The 18,197-nt window shown below is 73.4% G+C and carries 18 protein-coding genes; 14 read left to right on the forward strand and 4 right to left on the reverse strand.

The window, feature by feature from the left end; genetic code table 11:
* Nucleotides 1-70 precede the first annotated feature (70 nt).
* The 7 genes from ABZ721_RS29060 (at nt 71) to ABZ721_RS29090 (ending at nt 7,416) form a co-directional block, all read left to right on the forward strand.
* Nucleotides 71-1,747, forward strand: a complete 1,677-nt coding sequence (locus ABZ721_RS29060; RefSeq protein ID WP_358791705.1) for a CocE/NonD family hydrolase — start codon at nt 71-73, stop codon at nt 1,745-1,747.
* Nucleotides 1,748-1,870: 123 nt separating this feature from the next.
* A complete protein-coding gene (locus ABZ721_RS29065) occupies nt 1,871-2,821 on the forward strand; it encodes an ABC transporter permease (RefSeq protein WP_358791706.1) in 951 nt (316 codons plus the stop codon).
* Nucleotides 2,818-3,681 (forward strand): ABC transporter permease, encoded by an 864-nt coding sequence (locus ABZ721_RS29070; protein ID WP_358791707.1) that lies wholly within the window; start codon nt 2,818-2,820, stop codon nt 3,679-3,681. Before ABZ721_RS29065 ends, ABZ721_RS29070 begins: the two co-directional genes overlap by 4 nt.
* Complete coding sequence (locus ABZ721_RS29075) at nt 3,678-4,670, forward strand: ABC transporter ATP-binding protein (protein WP_358791708.1); 993 nt, start codon at nt 3,678-3,680, stop codon at nt 4,668-4,670. The genes ABZ721_RS29070 and ABZ721_RS29075 overlap by 4 nt, the downstream gene beginning before the upstream one ends.
* Nucleotides 4,663-5,451 (forward strand): ATP-binding cassette domain-containing protein, encoded by a 789-nt coding sequence (locus ABZ721_RS29080; protein WP_358791709.1) that lies wholly within the window; start codon nt 4,663-4,665, stop codon nt 5,449-5,451. Before ABZ721_RS29075 ends, ABZ721_RS29080 begins: the two co-directional genes overlap by 8 nt.
* A 187-nt stretch (nt 5,452-5,638) precedes the next feature.
* On the forward strand, nt 5,639-6,121 hold the full coding sequence (locus tag ABZ721_RS29085) for a hypothetical protein (protein WP_358791710.1): 483 nt from the start codon (nt 5,639-5,641) through the stop codon (nt 6,119-6,121).
* Nucleotides 6,122-6,210: 89 nt separating this feature from the next.
* A complete protein-coding gene (locus ABZ721_RS29090; protein ID WP_358791711.1) occupies nt 6,211-7,416 on the forward strand; it encodes a hypothetical protein in 1,206 nt (401 codons plus the stop codon).
* Between the two features lie 113 nt (nt 7,417-7,529).
* Here the strand turns inward: ABZ721_RS29090 and ABZ721_RS29095 are convergent, their stop codons facing one another.
* Together ABZ721_RS29095 and ABZ721_RS29100 are read right to left on the reverse strand one after the other, a co-directional pair.
* Nucleotides 7,530-8,966: an amidase gene (locus ABZ721_RS29095; protein WP_358791712.1), complete on the reverse strand. Its 1,437-nt coding sequence runs from the start codon at nt 8,964-8,966 to the stop codon at nt 7,530-7,532.
* Between the two features lie 37 nt (nt 8,967-9,003).
* Nucleotides 9,004-10,650: an ABC transporter substrate-binding protein gene (locus tag ABZ721_RS29100; protein WP_358791713.1), complete on the reverse strand. Its 1,647-nt coding sequence runs from the start codon at nt 10,648-10,650 to the stop codon at nt 9,004-9,006.
* 255 nt (nt 10,651-10,905) lie between these two features.
* Here ABZ721_RS29100 and ABZ721_RS29105 point away from each other — a divergent pair, with 255 nt between their 5' ends.
* A complete protein-coding gene (locus ABZ721_RS29105; RefSeq protein ID WP_358791714.1) occupies nt 10,906-11,367 on the forward strand; it encodes a DUF3237 domain-containing protein in 462 nt (153 codons plus the stop codon).
* 82 nt (nt 11,368-11,449) lie between these two features.
* Here the strand turns inward: ABZ721_RS29105 and ABZ721_RS29110 are convergent, their stop codons facing one another.
* A complete protein-coding gene (locus tag ABZ721_RS29110) occupies nt 11,450-11,863 on the reverse strand; it encodes a MarR family transcriptional regulator (RefSeq protein WP_358791715.1) in 414 nt (137 codons plus the stop codon).
* A gap of 201 nt (nt 11,864-12,064) precedes the next feature.
* Between ABZ721_RS29110 and ABZ721_RS29115 the strand changes: the two genes are divergently transcribed.
* The 6 genes from ABZ721_RS29115 (at nt 12,065) to ABZ721_RS29140 (ending at nt 17,583) form a co-directional block, all read left to right on the forward strand.
* Nucleotides 12,065-12,985 carry an SDR family NAD(P)-dependent oxidoreductase gene (locus ABZ721_RS29115; RefSeq protein WP_358791716.1) on the forward strand — a complete coding sequence of 307 codons (921 nt, stop codon included), beginning with the start codon at nt 12,065-12,067 and terminating at the stop codon, nt 12,983-12,985.
* Nucleotides 12,978-13,865, forward strand: a complete 888-nt coding sequence (locus tag ABZ721_RS29120; RefSeq protein ID WP_358791717.1) for an amidohydrolase family protein — start codon at nt 12,978-12,980, stop codon at nt 13,863-13,865. The genes ABZ721_RS29115 and ABZ721_RS29120 overlap by 8 nt, the downstream gene beginning before the upstream one ends.
* An 11-nt stretch (nt 13,866-13,876) precedes the next feature.
* The gene (locus ABZ721_RS29125) at nt 13,877-15,421 is read left to right on the forward strand and encodes a long-chain fatty acid--CoA ligase (RefSeq protein ID WP_358791718.1); all 1,545 of its coding nucleotides are present in this window, start codon (nt 13,877-13,879) and stop codon (nt 15,419-15,421) included.
* Nucleotides 15,422-15,435: 14 nt separating this feature from the next.
* Nucleotides 15,436-15,894, forward strand: coding sequence for a MaoC family dehydratase (locus tag ABZ721_RS29130; RefSeq protein WP_358791719.1), 459 nt, complete (start codon nt 15,436-15,438; stop codon nt 15,892-15,894).
* 172 nt (nt 15,895-16,066) lie between these two features.
* On the forward strand, nt 16,067-16,624 hold the full coding sequence (locus ABZ721_RS29135; protein ID WP_358791720.1) for a quercetin 2,3-dioxygenase: 558 nt from the start codon (nt 16,067-16,069) through the stop codon (nt 16,622-16,624).
* Nucleotides 16,621-17,583 (forward strand): alpha/beta hydrolase, encoded by a 963-nt coding sequence (locus ABZ721_RS29140; protein ID WP_358791721.1) that lies wholly within the window; start codon nt 16,621-16,623, stop codon nt 17,581-17,583. Before ABZ721_RS29135 ends, ABZ721_RS29140 begins: the two co-directional genes overlap by 4 nt.
* On the opposite strand, the gene ABZ721_RS29145 is transcribed toward ABZ721_RS29140, so the two are convergent.
* Nucleotides 17,577-18,020 carry a MarR family winged helix-turn-helix transcriptional regulator gene (locus ABZ721_RS29145; RefSeq protein WP_358791722.1) on the reverse strand — a complete coding sequence of 148 codons (444 nt, stop codon included), beginning with the start codon at nt 18,018-18,020 and terminating at the stop codon, nt 17,577-17,579. The two genes, ABZ721_RS29140 and ABZ721_RS29145, sit on opposite strands and share 7 nt — an antisense overlap.
* Between the last annotated feature and the right edge of the window lie 177 nt (nt 18,021-18,197).

The raw sequence follows: 18,197 nt of genomic DNA on the forward strand, positions 1-18,197 counted from the left end.
GCTGAACACATTCAGATGCAACGCTGTTATATCACGTTGTTTTCTTAAAGCTTTTCCCCCTGGAGGGCCCATGAGCCTTGCCGTTCAGCGTGTCACCCCCGCACCCGTGCCCCCGCATGCGCACCAGCACATGGTGCGCATGCGGGACGGGGTCCTGCTGGCGACCGACGTGTACGGCGCGGACTGCGGGACCGGCCCCGCGCCGACCGTGCTGGTGCGCCTGCCGTACGACAAGAACAGCCGCTACGTCTTCTTCGACCAGATCGCCGAACGCTTCACCGCGCGCGGCTACGTCATGGTCGTCCAGGACGTGCGCGGCAAGTTCCGCTCGCAGGGCGTCACACTCGGCTGGACCGGCGAGGTCGACGACGGCTACGACACCATCGAGTGGGTCACGCGCCAGCCCTGGTCGGACGGGATCGTCGGCATGTTCGGCGACTCGTACTACGGCTTCACCCAGTGGTCGGCGGTCTCCAGCCAGCACCCCGCCCTGCGCGCCATCGTCCCCCGCGTGACCAGCACCGGCAACGGTCCCGGCGTGGCCAGCTACGACCCCGGCTCCGGCCCGCAGCCCCTGTGGCTGGAGGGCGCCGACTACCAGGCGCACGTCTGGGTGGACAACGACGGCTACGAGTTCACCGCCGACCTCACCAAACGCCCGCTGATCGCCGCCTACGAGGAGGCCTTCGCGGCCATCGGCAAGCGCTCGGCCGGCTTCGACCTGGTCGTCGGCAACATCCCGCTGCCCGCCTACAACGGCCCCCACCCCTACGACGCCCGGCCGGTACCCGTCCTGCACTGCGTGGGCTGGTTCGACAACCTCGGCATCGCCCACATGCGCGACTACACCGAGCTGGCGCGGCGCCCCGGCTGGGCGGCGCTGCAGTACCTGGTCGCCGACGCGATCGACCACGAGAACTACTTCCTGGAGAACGCCCCGGTCTCCCCCGACGCGGACCACCTGCTCGACGACACCGCCCTCGACCGCGTCCTCGACACCTGCACCGGACCGGCCCTGGCCTTCTTCGACGTCTTCCTCAAGGGCACCGCGCAGCCCGATTCGCTGCCCCGGGTGCGCTGGAAGCTCGGACACGTCGGCTGGCGCACGTCGACCGCCTGGCCGCCGCCGCAGGCCACGCGGAGCACCCTGCACCTCGCCGAACCGCACGCCGCCGGCGGCCCCGTGCCCGGCGGCCGGCTCGCCGAGCGGCCGGCGGCCGAGGCGCACGCGGCGGCCTGGCGCTACGACCCCGACAACCTCGTCCCCTCCGCCGCGACCGACACCTTCCTGCAGCTGCGCGACCACCGCGACGAGCGCCGCACGGCCGACCGGGACGACGTCCTCGTCTTCACCTCCCCGGCCCGCGACACCCCGCTCGACCTCGCGGGCCCGGTCCGAGCCGTCCTGCACGTCGAGAGCACCGCGCCCACCTACGACGTCTTCGTCCGGCTGCTGGACCTGGCACCCGACGGCGCGGCCCGGCTGATCGTGCGCGGCTGCGTGCAGGCCGACGCGCCGGGCGAGGTGGGCGTCGACCTCGGCCACACCGGCTACCGGCTCCGCCCGGGCCACCGGCTCGCACTGACCGTCGCGGGCAGCGACTTCCCGAACCACCTGCCCAACTCGGGCTCGCGGGAGAACCCGTGGCTGACGACCGCCCCCAAGGCGAGTCTGCAGACCCTGCGCACGGGATCCGCCCACCCCTCACGGCTGCACCTGACCATCCTGCCCGACAGCGGCGAATAGCCCCCTTCCAGGAGGGCCCATGCTCCCTCTGCGTCCCGTTCCCACCGCGCCCGGCACGGCCCCGCGCCGCCCGCCGCCCCCGCTCCAGCTACCGCTCCACCCCACCGGACGCGGCGGTGCGCGATGACGCTCCGCTTCGTCACCACCCGGCTGGCCACCCTCGTCGTGACCGTCCTCGTCTCCAGCCTCGCCATCTACGGGGCGATGTTCCTCACCCCCGGCGACCCCGCGACCCTGCTGGTCGGCGGCAGCCGCCAACCCGACCCGCGGGTCCTGGCCGCGATCCACCGCGCCTACCACCTGGACGACCCGTTCCTGCAGGGGTACTGGCACTGGCTCAGCGGCTGCCTGCACGGCGACTTCGGCACCTCCCTCGTCTACCGCGACACCGTCGCCGACCTGATCACCGCACGGGCCGGCGCCACTCTCGCGCTCGTCGGCTACGCGGCCGTCCTGGTCCTCACCCTCGGCACCGCCATCGGCACCCTCGCCGCACTGCGCGGCGGGCGCACCGAAACGCTGGCCACCACCCTGACGGCGGGTGCCATGGCGGTACCCACATTCGTCATGTCGGTGCTGCTCATCTGGCTGTTCGCCGTCCAACTGCCCTGGTTCCCCGTCTACGGCGCGGGCGAGGGCCTGACCGGAACCCTCGCGCACCTGACGCTGCCGGCCGTCGCGCTGGCCATGACCTGGGTCGGCTACGTCGCCCAGGTCACCCGGACCGCGGTCCGCGCGGAACTGCGCGCCGAACACGTCGACACCGCCCGCAGCCGCGGCGTACCGGAACGGATCGTGATCCGGCGGCACGTGCTGCACAACGCGTCCGGGCCCATCTTCGCCGTGTCCGGGGTCGGCATCGCCGGCCTCATCGCCACCGCGGCCGTCGCCGAACAGGCCTTCGGCACCGGCGGCCTGGGAGCCCTCATGATCGAGGCCGCGTCCAAGCAGGACATGGCCGTGGTGCAGGGCGTGTCCCTGCTCTTCGTCGTCGTGTTCGTCGTCATCAACACCCTCGTCGACCTGGTCAGCGCCGCCCTCGACCCCCGCACCGCACAGAAGGGTGCCCGATGACCACCGCCCTGCTCACCCGAACCCCCCGCGCCGCCGGGCCGCGCGCCGGTCGCCCCCGCGACCGGGTGACGCTCGCCGCGGCGGCCACCGTCGCCCTGTTCGTGCTGGTGGCCGCCCTCGCGCCGCTGATCGCCCCGCACGATCCCAACGCCGTCGACGCGCTCAACGTCCACGCCGGCCCGTCCGCGAGCCATCTGCTGGGGACGGACGACACCGGACGCGACATCCTGTCCCGGCTCATCAGCGGCGCCCGCGCCAGCCTCGCGGCCCCGGCCGTGGTCGTCACGCTCTCCACCACGCTCGGCACCCTGCTGGCGCTCTGCGCGGCCTGGTCCGGCGGCTGGCTCGACCGGTCCGTCTCGGGCGCCCTGGACGTCGTGTTCGGCTTCCCCGGCCTGATCATGGCCGTGCTGGCCGCAGCCGTGTTCGGCGCGGGACTGACCGCGCCGATCGTGGCCCTGTCGATCGCGTACCTGCCGCTGATCACCCGGGTCGTCCGGGCGGCGGCCCGCACCGAACGCCGGCTGCCCTACATCTCCGCACTGCAGCTCCTCGGCGCCTCCACCGCCCGCATCTGGCTCCGCCACCTGCTGCCCAACCTGCTGCCCCTGATCCTCGTCCAGGCCACCATCGGCTTCGGCTACGCCCTGCTCGACGTGGCCGCGATCTCCTTCCTCGGCCTGGGCAGCCGGCCGCCGGACCCCGAATGGGGACTGATGGTCTCCAACGGCGCCCCCTCGATCCTGGCCGGCCGGCCGCAGGAGTCGCTGTACGCGAGCCTGGTCATCCTGGTCGTCGTGGTCGCCTTCAACCTGCTGGGAGCGGGACTGTCCCGGCGTCTGCTCGGAGGGTCCGCATGAACGCACCACCCCTGCTCGAGATCGACGGGCTCCGCATCGACCTCCCCCTCGACGGAACCGCGCGCACCGTCGTGCACCGTGCCGACGTGCGCATCGCCGCGGGGGCGGCCGTCGCGCTGGTGGGCGAGTCGGGGTCGGGCAAGTCCCTGACGGCCCGCTCCGTGTTGGGGCTGCTGCCGCAGGGCGCACGCGTCCACGGCGACCTGCTCTTCGCCGGCGAGTCCGTGCCCGCGATGACCTCCCAGCGCCTGCGCGCGCTGCGCGCGTCCGACATCGCGATGGTCTTCCAGGACCCGCGCGCGCACGTCAACCCGGCCCGCAGCGTCGGCGACTTCCTGATCGAGGGACTGACCACCGCGCGCGGCGTGCCGGCCGCCGAGGCCGTCAGAAAGGTCACCGGCATCCTGCGGGAGGTCGGCATCGCCGACGCCGAGCGGCGGATGCGCCAGCGTCCGCACGAGCTGTCCGGCGGCCTGCTGCAGCGCGTCATGATCGCCGCGGCGCTGGCGGCCGAACCGCGGCTGCTGCTCGCCGACGAGCCCACCACCGCACTCGACGTGACCACCCAGGAGGAGGTGATGGCCATCATCGGCGAGACCCGGGCCGCGCGCGGCCTCGCCCTGCTCTTCATCACCCACGACCTGGAACTGGCCGCCGCCGTGTGCGACCGCATCGTGGTGATGTACGCGGGATCGACTGTCGAGGAACTCCCCGCCGACCACCTGCGCAGCCGCGCGGCCCACCCCTACACGCGCGCCCTGCTCGCGTCCCGCCCCGCGCTCGGCGACGACACCGAGCTGCGGTCGATCGGCGGGCGGCCGCTGTCCGGCTTCGAGGTTCCCGCCGGGTGCGCCTTCGGCGACCGATGTCCCCGCGTCCAGGAGCGGTGCCGCGACGACCGGCCAGGGCCGCGCTCCACCGGCGACGGTACGGCGGCGTGCCACTTCCCCCACACCCTCTCGCCCGAGGAGGCCGGCAGCCATGCTTGACGTGCACCGACTGCGCAAGACGTTCGGCGACTTCGTCGCGGTGGACGACGTCACCTTCTCGCTGCCCGAGGGCGGATCGCTCGCGATCGTCGGCGAGTCGGGCTCCGGCAAGACCACCACCGCCCGCATGCTCGCCGGTGTCGAGACACCCAGCGCGGGCCGGATCACCGTGGCCGGCGACGAACGCGGGCCCGGACGGGCCCGCGCGCGGGAGCGGCGCGCCCGCAGCCGGCAGCTCCAGATGGTCTTCCAGGACCCGTACGCGTCGCTCGACCGGCGCCAGCGGGTGGGCGACGCGATCGCCGAGGCGGTCCGGCTCCACCGCTCACTGCCAGCGGCGGCGCTCGCCGCCCGGGTGGGCGAACTGCTCGACATGGTCGGCCTGGACGACCGGCAGGCACGCTCCCTGCCCAGTGCGCTGTCCGGCGGCCAGCGCCAGCGCGTGGCCATCGCCCGCGCACTGGCGGCCGAGCCCCGGGTGCTGATCCTCGACGAGGCGATCGCGGCGCTGGACGTGTCGATCCAGGCCCAGATCCTCGGCCTGCTCGCCCGCATCCGCGCCGCCACCGGCACCGCACTGCTCTTCATCACCCACGACCTCGGCGCGGTCCGCCACATCAGCGACGACGTCCTGGTGATGCAGGCCGGCCGCGTCGTCGAACACGGCCCGGTATCAACCGTCCTGAACACCCCTCAGAACCCCTACACGCAGCGCCTCATCGCCTCCATCCCGAAACCCGGCTGGACCCCCCGCAGAAGCCGCCAGGAGCCGGCCGCCTGACCGGCCCGGCCCGGCGCCCGCTCGTCGTGGGCGGGGGATGTCGGGCCGCCCGGAGCGGAGACGGGGAACCGTGGTCCTGGACGCGGGCGGTGACGGGCGCGGCTGCGACCCGAGCACCGGCACCCCGGCCTGGTGGATCGCCCGACCGTGCGGCATGATCGCGGGGTGATGACCGACCGAAAGGCCCATGCCGCGTAGACGGCCCGGCGCACTGCGCGCCGCAAATCCCGCCCCGCCCGTCTGGGGCCCTGGGACCGCTCGCATTCCCGGACTGTCCGAGCGCACCTGCGCCGAGATCGAGCGCGCGGAGCGCGAGCACGACGACGCCTGGCCCGGGCTGTGGGACGGGTTGTGGGAGGGTGCGGTGGAAGCCGCGCTCAAGAATTACCGGGCGTTCCTGCGCCGGCCCGGCCGATATCTCGACCTCTGCTTCCCGGCTTCTCCGCACCCGGGGTCCGCGCTCGTCGACGTGGCGAACGCCCGGGACATCCTGGAAGAGGCGCTGCACCGGCTGCCGCCGGCCGCCCGCGCCGAGCTCGGCCGCCTGGTGGCGGGCCTGGACGCGGAGTTGCGGCGGCGGACGCTGCCCGATCCGTATGCCTGGCGCCGGCGGCCCTGGCCGGGCGCCTGGTGGCGGGGGCGGCTCTACGACGGCGAGTTCCGGTGGTGAGGCCGGCGGACGCGGGATGCAACATTGTCCGCGGGCTCGCGCGTCTTAAGGGGGACGGGGTGCCGCACCCCGAGGCTGGGGAATGCGACGTGGCTGTCGGCGTACGGGTCCGAACTCTGCTCATCGGCGCGGTTTCCGCGCTCGTCATCGGCGGGGGACTGCCCGCGGCCGCCGTGGCGGCCCCCGCGTCCGAGGCGGCCGCGCCGCCCTGGAGCGCGGCCAAGTTGCCGAGCGGGGACACCGTCCTGACCGGTTCGGTCAGACCGGACGCGCACACGACATGGACGGCCGGTTTCCGGCTGGGCGAGGACGGCCAGGAGATCGCCTTCCGGCCCGTCGTGTTCGCGCACGACGACCGGAGTTCCGGGCCGTGGACGGAGATGACGACCGCGCCCGGGGCGACGGGCCGGATCAACGCGCTGGCGGCGACTTCCGCGCGCGACGCGTGGCTGGTCGGCGACGCCGACTTCGAGGGCGATCCGGTCATGACCCAGCACTGGGACGGGCACGTCTGGCGGCTCAAGCCGGCGCCCATGCCGGCGAACTCGCTCAGCGGGGGCCTGCTGGGCGTCGACGCGGTCGCGGCGAACGACGTGTGGGCCGCGGGATGGGCGCAGGTCGTCGACCGGCGGATACCCGATCCGGACGGCGGGCCGACCCAGATCGTCGACCACCAGGAGGGCCTCGTCGAGCACTGGGACGGGCGCGCCTGGCACCGCGTCGCGCTGCCCAAGCAGTACGCGAACTGGGGGCTCAACGCGATCTCGGCGTCCGGCCCGAAGGACGTCTGGGCGGTCGGCAGCGGCTACGGCGACGACGACCGGCCGGTCGTCCTGCACTACGACGGACGTTCCTGGACCGCGCTGCCGACCCCGCCGTACGGCGGCCTGTACGGCGAGTTCAACGACGTCGTCGCGAAGGGGCCGCACGACGTGTGGGCGGTGGGACGCACCCTGCTGGACGAGAACGACCGCGGCCACGCGCTGATCATGCACTGGAACGGCAAGGCGTGGACGCGCCTGGACCGGCCCGCCGACGCCGGTCCGCTGACCGGCGCCGCCCCGACCCGCGACGGCATCGTCGCCGTCGGGAACACCGTCGACCGCGAGAGCGGCTACGCGCTGAAGGTTGCCGGCACCCGCGCGACGTCACTGGGATTCCCGGCGACGACGGACGGGACCGCCTACTCGCCGTGGAAGGTCTCCACCTCCGGGCGGGCGGTGGACGTCAGCGGCGCGTTCAACATCACCGGGCAGCAGTTCCCGCAGCCGATGCTGCTGAGCACCCGCCTCTGACGCGGACGCGCGTGTCCCCGGCGGTCCTGGAGACCGCCGGGGCACGCGCGGCACCGGCCGCGGGCAGTCGGCGGCCGGCGGTTGGCGGCCGGCGGTTGGCGGCCGGCGGCGGCTCAGCCGGCCAGCGCCGGCCGGGTCCGCGGCGACCTGGCCTCGATGGCGGTGGCCACGTGCAGCAGGGTGTCCTCGCGGAAGCGTCCACCGATCAGCTGCACCCCGGACGGGAGTCCGTCGCGGATGCCGGTGGGCACCGACATCGCCGGGAACCCCAGGACCGGCACGGCCTGCATCGGCCACTGGGCCGCCAGCAGTTCCCGCACGCGGGCGTCACCGGCCAGGTCCGCGTCCTGCTCGAACGGCGGCTCCGCCGCCACCGGCGTCATCAGGACCCGGTCCGCCCCCAGGTACTGCTGCAGACGGCTGATGAGCGTGCCGCGCCGGGCGTAGCCCTTGATGTAGGCGTCCAGGGTGGGGCGCTCGCCCCAGGTCTCCGCGGCGGCGGCGAACGAGGACGCCAGGGAGACGCGGACCGCGTCGTCCCCGAAGCGTTCGATCTCGGGCATCATCGTGCGCAGCTCCTCGTAGAGCAGCAGCGACCACAGCCGGGCGGCCTCCCCGAGCAGCGGGAGTTCGACCTCCTCCACGTCGTGGCCCGCCTCGCTCAGCCACCGTGCCGCGTCGTCGAGAGCGGCGTTGACGACGGGGTGCGGCTTGGCCAGGCCGACGTCGCGGACGATCGCGACCTTGACCGGGCCGGCGTCGCCCAGCGGCGGGCGCAGCGGAAGGCCGACGGGGTCGCAGAGGTCCGGGGTCACCATGGCGTGCAGCCCGAGCCGCACGTCGTCCACGGTCCAGCCGAGCGGTCCGTGCACGGCCATGGTCTGGAAGGACAGCGGGCTGTCGAACTCCTCGGCTCCGCGCGGTTCCGAGCCGGAGACCAGGCCCATCGTCGGCCGCAGGCCCACCGCGCCGCAGCAGTAGGCGGGGAAGCGCACGGAACCGCCGATGTCGTTGCCCTGCGCGATCGGCACCATCCCGGCCGCGACCGCGGCGGCGGCGCCGCCCGACGAGCCGCCGGGGGTGTGCGCGCTGTCCCACGGGTTGAGCGTCCTGCCGTGCAGGTCGTTGGCGGTGAACCACCGTACGGCGAAGGCGGGGCTGTTGCTGCGGCCCATCAGGTTGGCGCCGGCGTCGCGCAGGGCGGCCACGCAGGCGGCGTCCTGCGGCGCGATGGCGCCGGCCCAGGCCGCGACGCCGTGCGAGCTGGCGTATCCGCGCTGCGACGTGTTGATCTTGGTGGCGACCGGGACCCCGTGCAGCGGCGGAAGGTCCGCGCCGGCGGCGACCGCCGCGTCCGCGGCCGCCGCCTGCGCGAGGGCCTCGTCGGGGCGGAGGTCCACCAGGGCGTTGAGCGCCGGGTTGGTCGCGTCGATGCGCGCGAGGAACGACTGGGCCACCTCGGTCGCGGAGAAGGACTTGTCGCGGATTCCGGCGGCCAGCGCGGCGGCGGAACGGTCCCACAGCGGCGTGTCACCCGCGGTGTCGGTCATCGGTGTCTCCTGAGGGGTGAAGGGGTGCACACGCACGTCACTTGCCGGTACCGCCGAGGTACGCGGCCCACGGCATGCCCAGGTAGGCGAAGGAGGTGGGCGCGCCGCTGACGCGCTGGTTCATGAACATCCGCTCGTGGGTGGTCGCAAGGTAGATCACGGGCGTGGCGGGGGTGAAGAGGGCTTGGGCGGCGACGTAGGCCTGGGCCGACGCGGCGGGGTCGGAGGAGGTGCGGGCCTGGGCGAGCAGGCGTGTCACCTCGGGGTTGTCGTAGTTCGTCCAGTTGAAGATGCCGCCCGGTGTCACACTCTCCGCCACATAGGACGCCGGATCGGGCATGGCCACGTATCCGAAGGTGAGAATCAGGTCGAGGCCCTCGCGGACGGACGGGTCGTAGAACAGCGACGACATCTCGGTCGGCTGCAGCTGCTTGATCCGGATCTCCACGCCCAGCTGCTTGGCGGCGGCCTGGATGAAGGTCAGCGCCTGCAGCCCCCGCTGGTCGCCGGCGGGAATGGCGGCCACCAGCGGCCGGGTCACCGGTTTCGCCCGCGCCAGCAACTGCTCGGCACGGTCCAGGTCCGGCTTCGGCACGGCCGGCAGCGCCGTGTAGCCCTCGTCGAACTGGGCGGCGGCCTTGTCGCCGCTCCAGGTGAGCGGGGGGACGAGTGATTTCAGGGTGGTGGCGTCGCCGCCGAACACGTTCCTGATCAGGGCGTCGCGGTCGATGACGTTCGACAGGGCGTCCAGGAGCCGCCGGTCGGCGGCCGGCGACCGGCCGTTGGCGGGGATGAGCAGGACGTTCTGCGTCGAGGGGCCGAGGTGGACCGCGCCGTTGCCGGCCTTGGCGAGGGCGGTGGCGCTGCTCGGCGGCAGCTCGTAGGTGCCGTCCACGTCGCCGGAGAGCAGCGCGCTGGTCAGGGTGTTGCTGTTGGTGATGAAGGTGAAGTCGATCCGCTGCGCCTTCGGCTTCAGCGCCGGGTCCCAGTAGGCGTCGTTGCGCTGCAGGGCGATGCTGTCGCCCGACTTCCACGAGCTCACCTTGAAGGGCCCGGTACACATCAGGCCGCCCTGGGCGGTGCCGTAGGCGGCGCCGGCCTTCCGTGTGTAGGCCTGCTGGTTCACCGCGCCGAACGAGGTCGACAGGGCCTTGGGCAGCGTCTGGTCGTACGCGCTGGTCCGCAGCGTCACCTGGTGCGCGCCGGTGGCCCGGATCGAGGTCACCTTGGCGAGGTAGTTGCCGTACAGGGCCTGGGTCTTCGGGTCCCGCTGCCGTTCCAGGCTGTAGACGACGTCCTGCGGCGTCATGGGCGAGCCGTCCCAGAACGCCACGTCGGAGCGCAGGTCCAGCACCAGGGTCCGGTCGTCGGTCCAGGTGACCTTCTGCGCCAGTCCGGGACTCAGCGAGAAGTCGGCGTTCATGCGGGTCAGCGTGTCGCAGAGGTTCGCTTCGACGGTCTGGGGCGAGTAGTCGCCCGTCTTGGCCGGGTCCAGCGTCGTGGGCTCCCCGTAGGGCAGCGCCCAGGTGACGCGGTCGACGCCGTCGGGACCGGGCACCGTCGTGGTGGTGAGCCGGTCGGGCTTGCCCGCACCGCCGCCGTCTGTCGCAGCGGAGGTACAGGCCGCGGTGGCCAGCAGGCCCACGCTCATGAGCACCGTCAGCACGGGTCTCTTCGCAGCCATGGCTGATGCTCCTTGCCGAGAGGAAGGAAAGAAGGGAGGGGACGCTCGCGATCGGGGCGCGCGGCAGGCCGGCGCGCCGCGATGGCCACGTGATAAACGAACGTCATATAACGCTGTTGCATGTCACGCTCGCATCTGATGAGCTAGCGAGTCAAGGCCCTCGCGCATCCATCTCGCCGGGCCCCACCGCGGCCCCCGCCCCACCCGGGGAGCGGCCGACGAGCGCTACGCCCCCGAAGCCAAAGGAGCACGACCGTGCCATTCACCCCCGCACTCACCTTCGCGTTCGAGATCCGCGCCCACGTGGCCGAGACGCTGCACATCGGGCACGGCGACGGAGAGGTCACCGAGTTCACCCCCATCACCGGCGGCAGCGTGGACGGCCCCCTGCTGCGCGGGAAGGTCCTGGCGGGCGGCGGCGACTGGAGCAGCACCCGCGGCACGGTCTGCGAACTCGACGCCCGCTACCTCATCCAGGCCGAGGACGGCGCGGTGATCGACATCGCCAACCGCGGCTTCTACCGGCCGGAGGCCGACAGTCCCGACCAGTACGACGGCGACCTGCAGGTCTCCGAAGCCGGCCACTACTACCGCACGTCCCCGGTCTTCCGGACGGACGCGCCCGCGCACCGGTGGCTCACCGGGACGGTCTTCGTCGGCCTGGCGCGCCCCGACGGCGACGACGAGGTCGTCATCCGCATGTACGCGCTGGGGTAGCGCCGGGCCGCGGGCGGCCGGCGGACACCGGCCACCCGCGGACACCCCAGGGCGGCGCGCGCCCGACCCGTTCGGTCCCGCGTCAGGACAGCGCCCGCCACGTGCGGTTCAGGGCGTCACGGAACCGCTCGGTCTCCTCGGCGTCGAGGTCCCCGACCATGCGCTCCTCGAGCTTCCTGGCCGGCTCGGCGTACTCGGCCAGCAGCCGGCGCCCCGCGTCGGTGAGCAGGATGAGCCGCTCGCGCCGGTTGCCGGGGTTGAGTTCGCGGCGGATCAGGGCGCGGGACTCCAGCGCGCGCACCATGTCGGACATCGACTGGGCCGTCACGAAGGAGTCCCGGGCGAGCTGGGCGGCGGACACGCCGTTGTGCCGCTCCAGCACCGTCAGGGCCGTGTACTGCAGCGCCGTGATGCCGGCGGGCCTGAGCAGCTCCTCCAGGCGCGCCCGGACGACGAGTTCGGTGCGCTTGACCAGGTACAGCAGCGAAGGGCTCACGTTCGCCCTCCCGGGATCGCGGTCCGCGCGGGTCGTGCCATGTCGTTCCTCCACTGGATCTCACCGCCACCGGTGAGTGCCCACCCTAGGCCATTGACAGGAAACCTGTTGATCGAGAACACTGCCGTTCATCAGGATTCCTGTCGATCAGCCGTGGGGCCGACACTGCCGGCACCCACCCCACACGAGAGGTGCCAGGACATGGATCTGCACGGGAAAGCGGCCGTCGTCACCGGGAGCGGGCGCGGGCTGGGCCTGGGCTACGCCCGGGCGCTGGCCGCCGCCGGAGCCTGCGTCGTCGTCAACGACGTCGACGCGGACGTGGTCGACGCCGCCGTCGAGGCCATCACGCGCGACGGGGGCCGGGCGGCCGGCGCGGTGGCCGCCGTGGGCGACAGCGCGGCGGCCGAGCAACTGGTCGACACGGCGGTACGCGAGTTCGGGCGGCTCGACGTGCTCGTCACCAACGCCGGCATCCTGCGCGACCGGGTGCTGTGGAAGATGACCGACGACGACTTCGACGCCGTCGTCAGGGTCCACCTGCGCGGCACTTTCACCTGCGCCCGGGCGGCGGCGGTGCGGATGCGGGAGCAGGGCACCGGCGGCCGCCTCGTCCTGATCTCCTCGCCCGCCGGGCAGCGCGGCAACTTCGGCCAGACGAACTACGCCGCCGCCAAGGCGGGCATCGTCGCCATGGCGCGGACCTGGGCGATGGAACTGGCCCGGGCCGGCATCACCGTCAACGCCGTCGTCCCCGTCGCGGCCACCGAGATGACGAAGACCATCCCGGCCTTCGCCCCGGTCATCGCGGAGTCCGAGCGCACCGGCGACCCGCTGCCGGAGTGGCTGCGCAAGGACGAGGGCCTGGGCACCGTCGAGGACGTCGCCGGGCTGATCACGTTCCTCGCCTCGGACGCCTCCGCCGACGTCACCGGCCAGGCCATCGGCGTCGGCGGCGACCGGCTGGCCCTGTGGGCGCACCCGCGGGAGAAGGCGGTCGCCTTCGCCGACGGCGGGTGGCAGGCCGACGCCATCGCCGCCGCCTGGCACGGCGGGGTGGGCGCCGAGCCGGAGACGTACGGCATCCCCGCACCGCAGGCACCGGGAGCCCGGGATGAGTGACCTCACGCTCGACCTCGACCGGCTGACCGCCATCGACATGCACACGCACGCCGAGGTGTCGAAGGACGGCCACGGCGCACTGAGCCCCGAACTGTTCGGCGCCTCCGCGGAGTACTTCAAGGCCCACGGGCACCGGCAGCCGACCATCGACGAGATGGCCGGCCACTACCGCGAACGCCGCATGGCCGCGGTGGTGTTCACCGTCGACGCCGAGCACGCCACCGGGCACCCGCGGATCGCGAACGAGGAGATCGCCGAGAGCTGCGCCGCGCACGCCGACGTCCTCATCCCGTTCGCCAGCATCGACCCGCACAAGGGGCGGGCCGGAGTGCGCGAGGCACGGCGCCTGGTGGAGGAGTACGGGGTGCGGGGCTTCAAGTTCCACCCCAGCATCCAGGCCTTCTCCCCCGACGACCCGCTGGCCTACCCGCTGTACGAGGCCATCGAGGAGCTCGGCGTACCCGCCCTGTTCCACACCGGCCAGACCGGCATCGGCGCCGGCGTCCCGGGCGGCGGCGGAATACGCCTGAAGTACTCCAACCCCCTGCTGGTCGACGACGTCGCCGTGGACTTCCCCCGCCTGCGGATCATCCTGGCCCACCCGTCCTTCCCCTGGCAGGACGAGGCGCTGGCGGTCGCCACCCACAAGCCGCACGTCTACATCGACCTGTCCGGCTGGTCGCCGAAGTACTTCCCGCCGCAACTGGTGCGGTACGCCAACTCCCTGCTGCAGGACAAGGTCCTCTTCGGCTCCGACTACCCGGTCATCACGCCCGACCGGTGGCTGGCCGACTTCGCGCGGCTCGACATCAAGCCCGAGGTCCGGCCCAAGATCCTCAAGGAGAACGCCGTCCGCCTGCTCGGTCTGCGCAAGGACTGAAGGAGCCCCCCGTGTTGAACCAAGGCATCGGCTCCTGGCCGGCGCGCCGGGCCCGCAGGACGCCCGACCGGATCGCCCTCGTCCACGAGGGCCGCACGTCGACCTACCGGCAGCTGCACCAGCGGGTCCTGCGCCTCGCCCACGCGCTGCGCGCACTGGGCACGGCCCGCGGCGACCGGGTCGCCTACCTGGGGCCCAACCATCCGGCCCTCCTGGAGACGCTGTTCGCCGCCGGTGTGCTCGGCGCCGTCTTCGTACCGCTCAACACCCGCCTGGCGGGACCGGAACTGGCCTACAACCTCGCCGACTCGGGCAGCACCGTGCTCGTCCACGCCCCGGAGCAGGCCGAGGTCGCGGCAGCCGCCGCGGCCGAGTCCGGCGTCCTGCACCGCATCGCCCTGTCCGGGGCCGGGCCCGACGTCCTCGGCTACGAGGATCTGCTGGCCGGCGGCGGGAGCGACGCACTGGACGAGGCCGTCACCCCCGACGACCCCTGCATGATCATGTACACCTCCGGGACCACGGGACGCCCCAAGGGCGCGGTCCTCTCGCACGCCAACATCACCTGGAACAGCGTCAACGTCCTCGTCGACACCGACCTGGGCGCGGACGAGGTGACCCTGGCCGTGGCCCCGCTCTTCCACACCGCGGGCCTCAACATGACCTGCCTGCCCACCCTCCTCAAGGGCGGACGGGTGCTGCTGCTCGGCGCGTTCGACCCCGGCCGGGTCCTGCGGCTCATCGAGGGCGAGGGCGTGACCTGCATGTTCGGCGTCCCTACGATGTACGACGCCATGGCCGCGGAACCGCGGTGGGCGGACACCGACCTGTCCAGCCTGCGCACCCTCAACTGCGGCGGCGCGCCGGTGCCCGCCCGCACCATCGCCGTGTACCTGGACCGGGGGCTGGCCTTCAGCCAGGGCTACGGCATGACCGAGGCGTCGCCCGGGATCCTGTACCTGGGCCGGGAGCAGACCACGGCCAAGGCCGGCTCGGCGGGCGTGCCGCACTTCTTCACCGACATCCGGGTGGTGCTGCCCGACGGCCGCGACGCCGGGCCGGGAGAGCGCGGCGAGATCCTCGTGCACGGCCCCACCGTCATGACGGGCTACTGGGGGCGGCCGGCCGACACCGCGGCGGCGGTCACCGAGGACGGCTGGCTGCGCACCGGCGACGTCGCCCGGAGCGACGACGACGGCTACGCGTACATCGTCGACCGGGTCAAGGACATGTACGTCTCGGGCGGCGAGAACGTCTACCCCGCCGAGATCGAGGACGCCCTGCTCGCCCACCCGGCGATCGCCGAGTGCGCGGTCATCGGGGTGCCCGACCCGGTGTGGGGCGAGGTCGGCCGCGCCGTCGTCGTCCTGCGGCCCGCGGTCGTCGCCGGCGAGCGGGACATCCTCGACCACCTGCGGGGCCGGCTCGCCAAGTACAAGATCCCCAAGTCCGTGGTCTTCCTGGGCACTCTGCCCCGCACCGCCTCCGGAAAGATCGTCAAACCCGCCCTGCGCGACGCGGCCGCCGGCCGCTCCACCGACCGCCCAACCCCCTGACCGAAGGACCTCCCATGCGCACCACCGCCAACGGCCTCGACCAGCTCAAGGCCCTCAGCGGCGCCGACCTCGGCCGCACCGACTGGCGCCGGATCACCCAGGAGCGGGTGAACACCTTCGCCGACGCCACCGACGACCACCAGTGGATCCACACGGACCCGGAGAGGGCCAAGGACGGGCCCTTCGGCGGCCCCATCGCCCACGGTTATCTGACCCTGGCCCTCATCATCCCGCTCTTCAACGAGCTGCTGGAGATCACCGGCGTCGCCATGAGCGTCAACTACGGCCTGGACAAGGTGCGTTTCCCCAGCCCCGTCCCGGTCGGTGCCGGCATCCGCCTGCACGGCGCGGTCGGCGCCGTGCAGGAGGTCCGGGGCAACGGCGTCCAGATGACCCTGGCCTTCACCGTGGAGGTCGAGGGCAGCGACAAGCCGGCGTGCGTCGCCCAGGCCGTCTACCGCCACTACGCGTGAGCGCGCACGGGGTGCGGAGCCGCCCGGCCCCCGCCTCCGCACCCCGCCTCCGCACCCGGCCCACACCACGACCGGCACCCTGGTCGGCACCCGCGACGGGCCCTTGATTGCCGGCGCTCTCTTATGTCAGGCTACCTGACACTCAGCGCGCCGGCCGATCCGAGGAGCCCGTATGACCATCGAGTACGCCACCCGCTACCGCACGGCGTCGCGCATTCCCGCGGAGCCGGGCAAGCCCTACTTCATCGAGAAGGGCGAAGGGGACCGCGCCCACCTGTTCGGCGACCTGATCACCATCTACGCGGGCGGCGAGCAGACGGAGAACCAGTTCAACTTCTTCACCGTCGAGGGCCCCCGGGGCGAGCTGATACCGGCGCACCTGCACACCGACACCCACGAGGTCTTCTACATCACCCAGGGCGCGGTCCGGCTGCTCGTCGAGGACACCGAGGGCAACCAGCAGGAGAAGCTGCTCACCCCCGGCGACTTCGGCTTCGTGCCCAAGAACTGCCCGCACTCCTACCGCATGGAACGCCACCACAGCCAGGTCGTCGGTGTCGCCGCCGGCCCCGGCGGCACCTTCGAGCGGTTCTTCGAGAACCTCGGCGCGCCCGCGGAGCACCTGGGCCTGCCGACCGAGCCCGTCGTCCCGGCCCCGCACAAGTTCGGGACCGTCCCCGAGCAGTACGACGTGCGCTTCCTGCGCGACCACCAGTGGCGCACCCGGTGACGGCCACCGGGGCGCCCGGGGCGTCCGGGGCGTCCGGGGCGTCCGGGCCCACGGTGCGCGAGCTGATCGCCGCACCCCACCCCGACCTGGCCCCGCTGCCGCCCGCGCCCGCCGCCGAGCCCGGCGTGCGCGAGGTGCGGGGCGTGCCGTACCGCGAGGTCGCGGGCGGCCGGCCGCTGGAACTCGACCTGTGGCTGCCCGAGGACGACAGCGCGGAGCGTCGTCCGCTGGTGCTGTTCGTGCACGGCGGCGCCTGGCGCCGGGGACGGCGCGACGACCTGGGGCTGCGCACCCGCGACTGGCTCCCCCGGCCCTTCGCCCGCATCGCCGCCGCGGGCTTCGCGGTCGCCTGCGCCGACTACCGGCTGAGCGGCGAGGCCGTCTTCCCCGCTCCACTGGAGGATCTGCGCGCCGCCCTGCGGTGGCTCACCCTGCGCTCCGCGGAACTCGGCGTCGACACCGGGCGGACGGTGGTGTGGGGCGAGTCCGCCGGCGGACACCTCGCCTCGCTCCTGGCCCTGACGCACACCGACCCGTCACCGGCCGGCGCCGTGATCTGGTACGCCCCCAGCGACCTGACCACCGCGCGCGGCGTCTTCACCCCCGAGGACGCCGCCACCCCCGAGGCGCTGCTGCTCGGCGCCGCCCCGGCCACCGCTCCCGAGCGGGCCCGCGCGGCCAGCCCCCTCGCCCAGGTCCGCGCCGGCGCGCCGCCGTTCCTGCTCGTCCACGGCGACGCGGACACGATGGTGGACCGCTCCCACAGCGCGGCTCTCGCCGCGGCCCTGCGGGAGGCCGGATCCCCGGCCGAGTTGTGGACGGTGCCGGGCGCCGACCACGGCTGGCACGGGCTGCCCGACGCCCGGGTGGCGGAGATCTTCGCCCGCTCCCTCGCCTTCGCCTGTTCCCGCGCCGTCGCCCGCGGCCTCACCGAGCAGGCGGAGCCGGCGCCTCAGTGAACGTCGACGAGGGGCGGCTCGCCCCAGGGCGCGGTGAGTGCCGCGCGCAGCGCGGTGGTGCCGGCGGCGCCGATGCGCTCGGTGAGGACGGTCTCCAGGACGGCGATGGTCGCGAGGGCGCGCCGGTGGACGCGGGTGCCCTCGGCAGTGGTGCGGATCAGGGTGCTGCGGCCGGAGGCGGGGTCGGGCACCTGCTCCAGCAGCCCCATGCCGATGAGGCTGTGCACGGCCTGGTGGGCGGTCTGCCGGGTGACTCCGGTCCTGCGGGCGAGCTCGGCGATGGACGTCCCCCCGTCGTCCAGGGTGGCGAAGACCCCGGCCTGGGCGGCGGTGACCGGCTGCTCACCCGCCGCCTGCATACTGGTGAGCAGCGCGTCCTCGAACCAGCGCCTGGCCTGGGCCAGCAACTGGGGCAGGTTCCGTGCGGGCTCGCTCATGGCTCCTCGGGAGGCGGGGGACGGGAGGCGGAGGACCACGAGCATAGCCACCGGCGGCGGCGAGCCCCGGCGAACGCGCTCCGTGAACCTCATCCCCGTGACACGACTGAACCGCACCATCCGGGGAAGGACCGCGACGGGGGTCGCTCCGCGCTGCCTGCTGACGGTATGGGCAAC

Origin of the sequence: Streptomyces sp. NPDC006733 (assembly GCF_040636125.1) — a bacterium.
GTDB lineage: Bacteria > Actinomycetota > Actinomycetes > Streptomycetales > Streptomycetaceae > Actinacidiphila.

What these genes read in the sequence shown, in the direction of transcription:
- ABZ721_RS29060 (WP_358791705.1), top strand. Translation starts at nt 71, where the DNA reads ATGAGCCTTGCCGTTCAGCGTGTCACCCCCGCACCCGTGCCCCCGCAT.
- ABZ721_RS29065 (WP_358791706.1), top strand. Translation starts at nt 1,871, where the DNA reads ATGACGCTCCGCTTCGTCACCACCCGGCTGGCCACCCTCGTCGTGACC.
- ABZ721_RS29070 (WP_358791707.1), top strand. Translation starts at nt 2,818, where the DNA reads ATGACCACCGCCCTGCTCACCCGAACCCCCCGCGCCGCCGGGCCGCGC.
- ABZ721_RS29075 (WP_358791708.1), top strand. Translation starts at nt 3,678, where the DNA reads ATGAACGCACCACCCCTGCTCGAGATCGACGGGCTCCGCATCGACCTC.
- ABZ721_RS29080 (WP_358791709.1), top strand. Translation starts at nt 4,663, where the DNA reads ATGCTTGACGTGCACCGACTGCGCAAGACGTTCGGCGACTTCGTCGCG.
- ABZ721_RS29085 (WP_358791710.1), top strand. Translation starts at nt 5,639, where the DNA reads ATGCCGCGTAGACGGCCCGGCGCACTGCGCGCCGCAAATCCCGCCCCG.
- ABZ721_RS29095 (WP_358791712.1), bottom strand. Translation starts at nt 8,966, where the DNA reads ATGACCGACACCGCGGGTGACACGCCGCTGTGGGACCGTTCCGCCGCC.
- ABZ721_RS29100 (WP_358791713.1), bottom strand. Translation starts at nt 10,650, where the DNA reads ATGGCTGCGAAGAGACCCGTGCTGACGGTGCTCATGAGCGTGGGCCTG.
- ABZ721_RS29115 (WP_358791716.1), top strand. Translation starts at nt 12,065, where the DNA reads ATGGATCTGCACGGGAAAGCGGCCGTCGTCACCGGGAGCGGGCGCGGG.
- ABZ721_RS29120 (WP_358791717.1), top strand. Translation starts at nt 12,978, where the DNA reads ATGAGTGACCTCACGCTCGACCTCGACCGGCTGACCGCCATCGACATG.
- ABZ721_RS29130 (WP_358791719.1), top strand. Translation starts at nt 15,436, where the DNA reads ATGCGCACCACCGCCAACGGCCTCGACCAGCTCAAGGCCCTCAGCGGC.
- ABZ721_RS29135 (WP_358791720.1), top strand. Translation starts at nt 16,067, where the DNA reads ATGACCATCGAGTACGCCACCCGCTACCGCACGGCGTCGCGCATTCCC.
- ABZ721_RS29145 (WP_358791722.1), bottom strand. Translation starts at nt 18,020, where the DNA reads ATGAGCGAGCCCGCACGGAACCTGCCCCAGTTGCTGGCCCAGGCCAGG.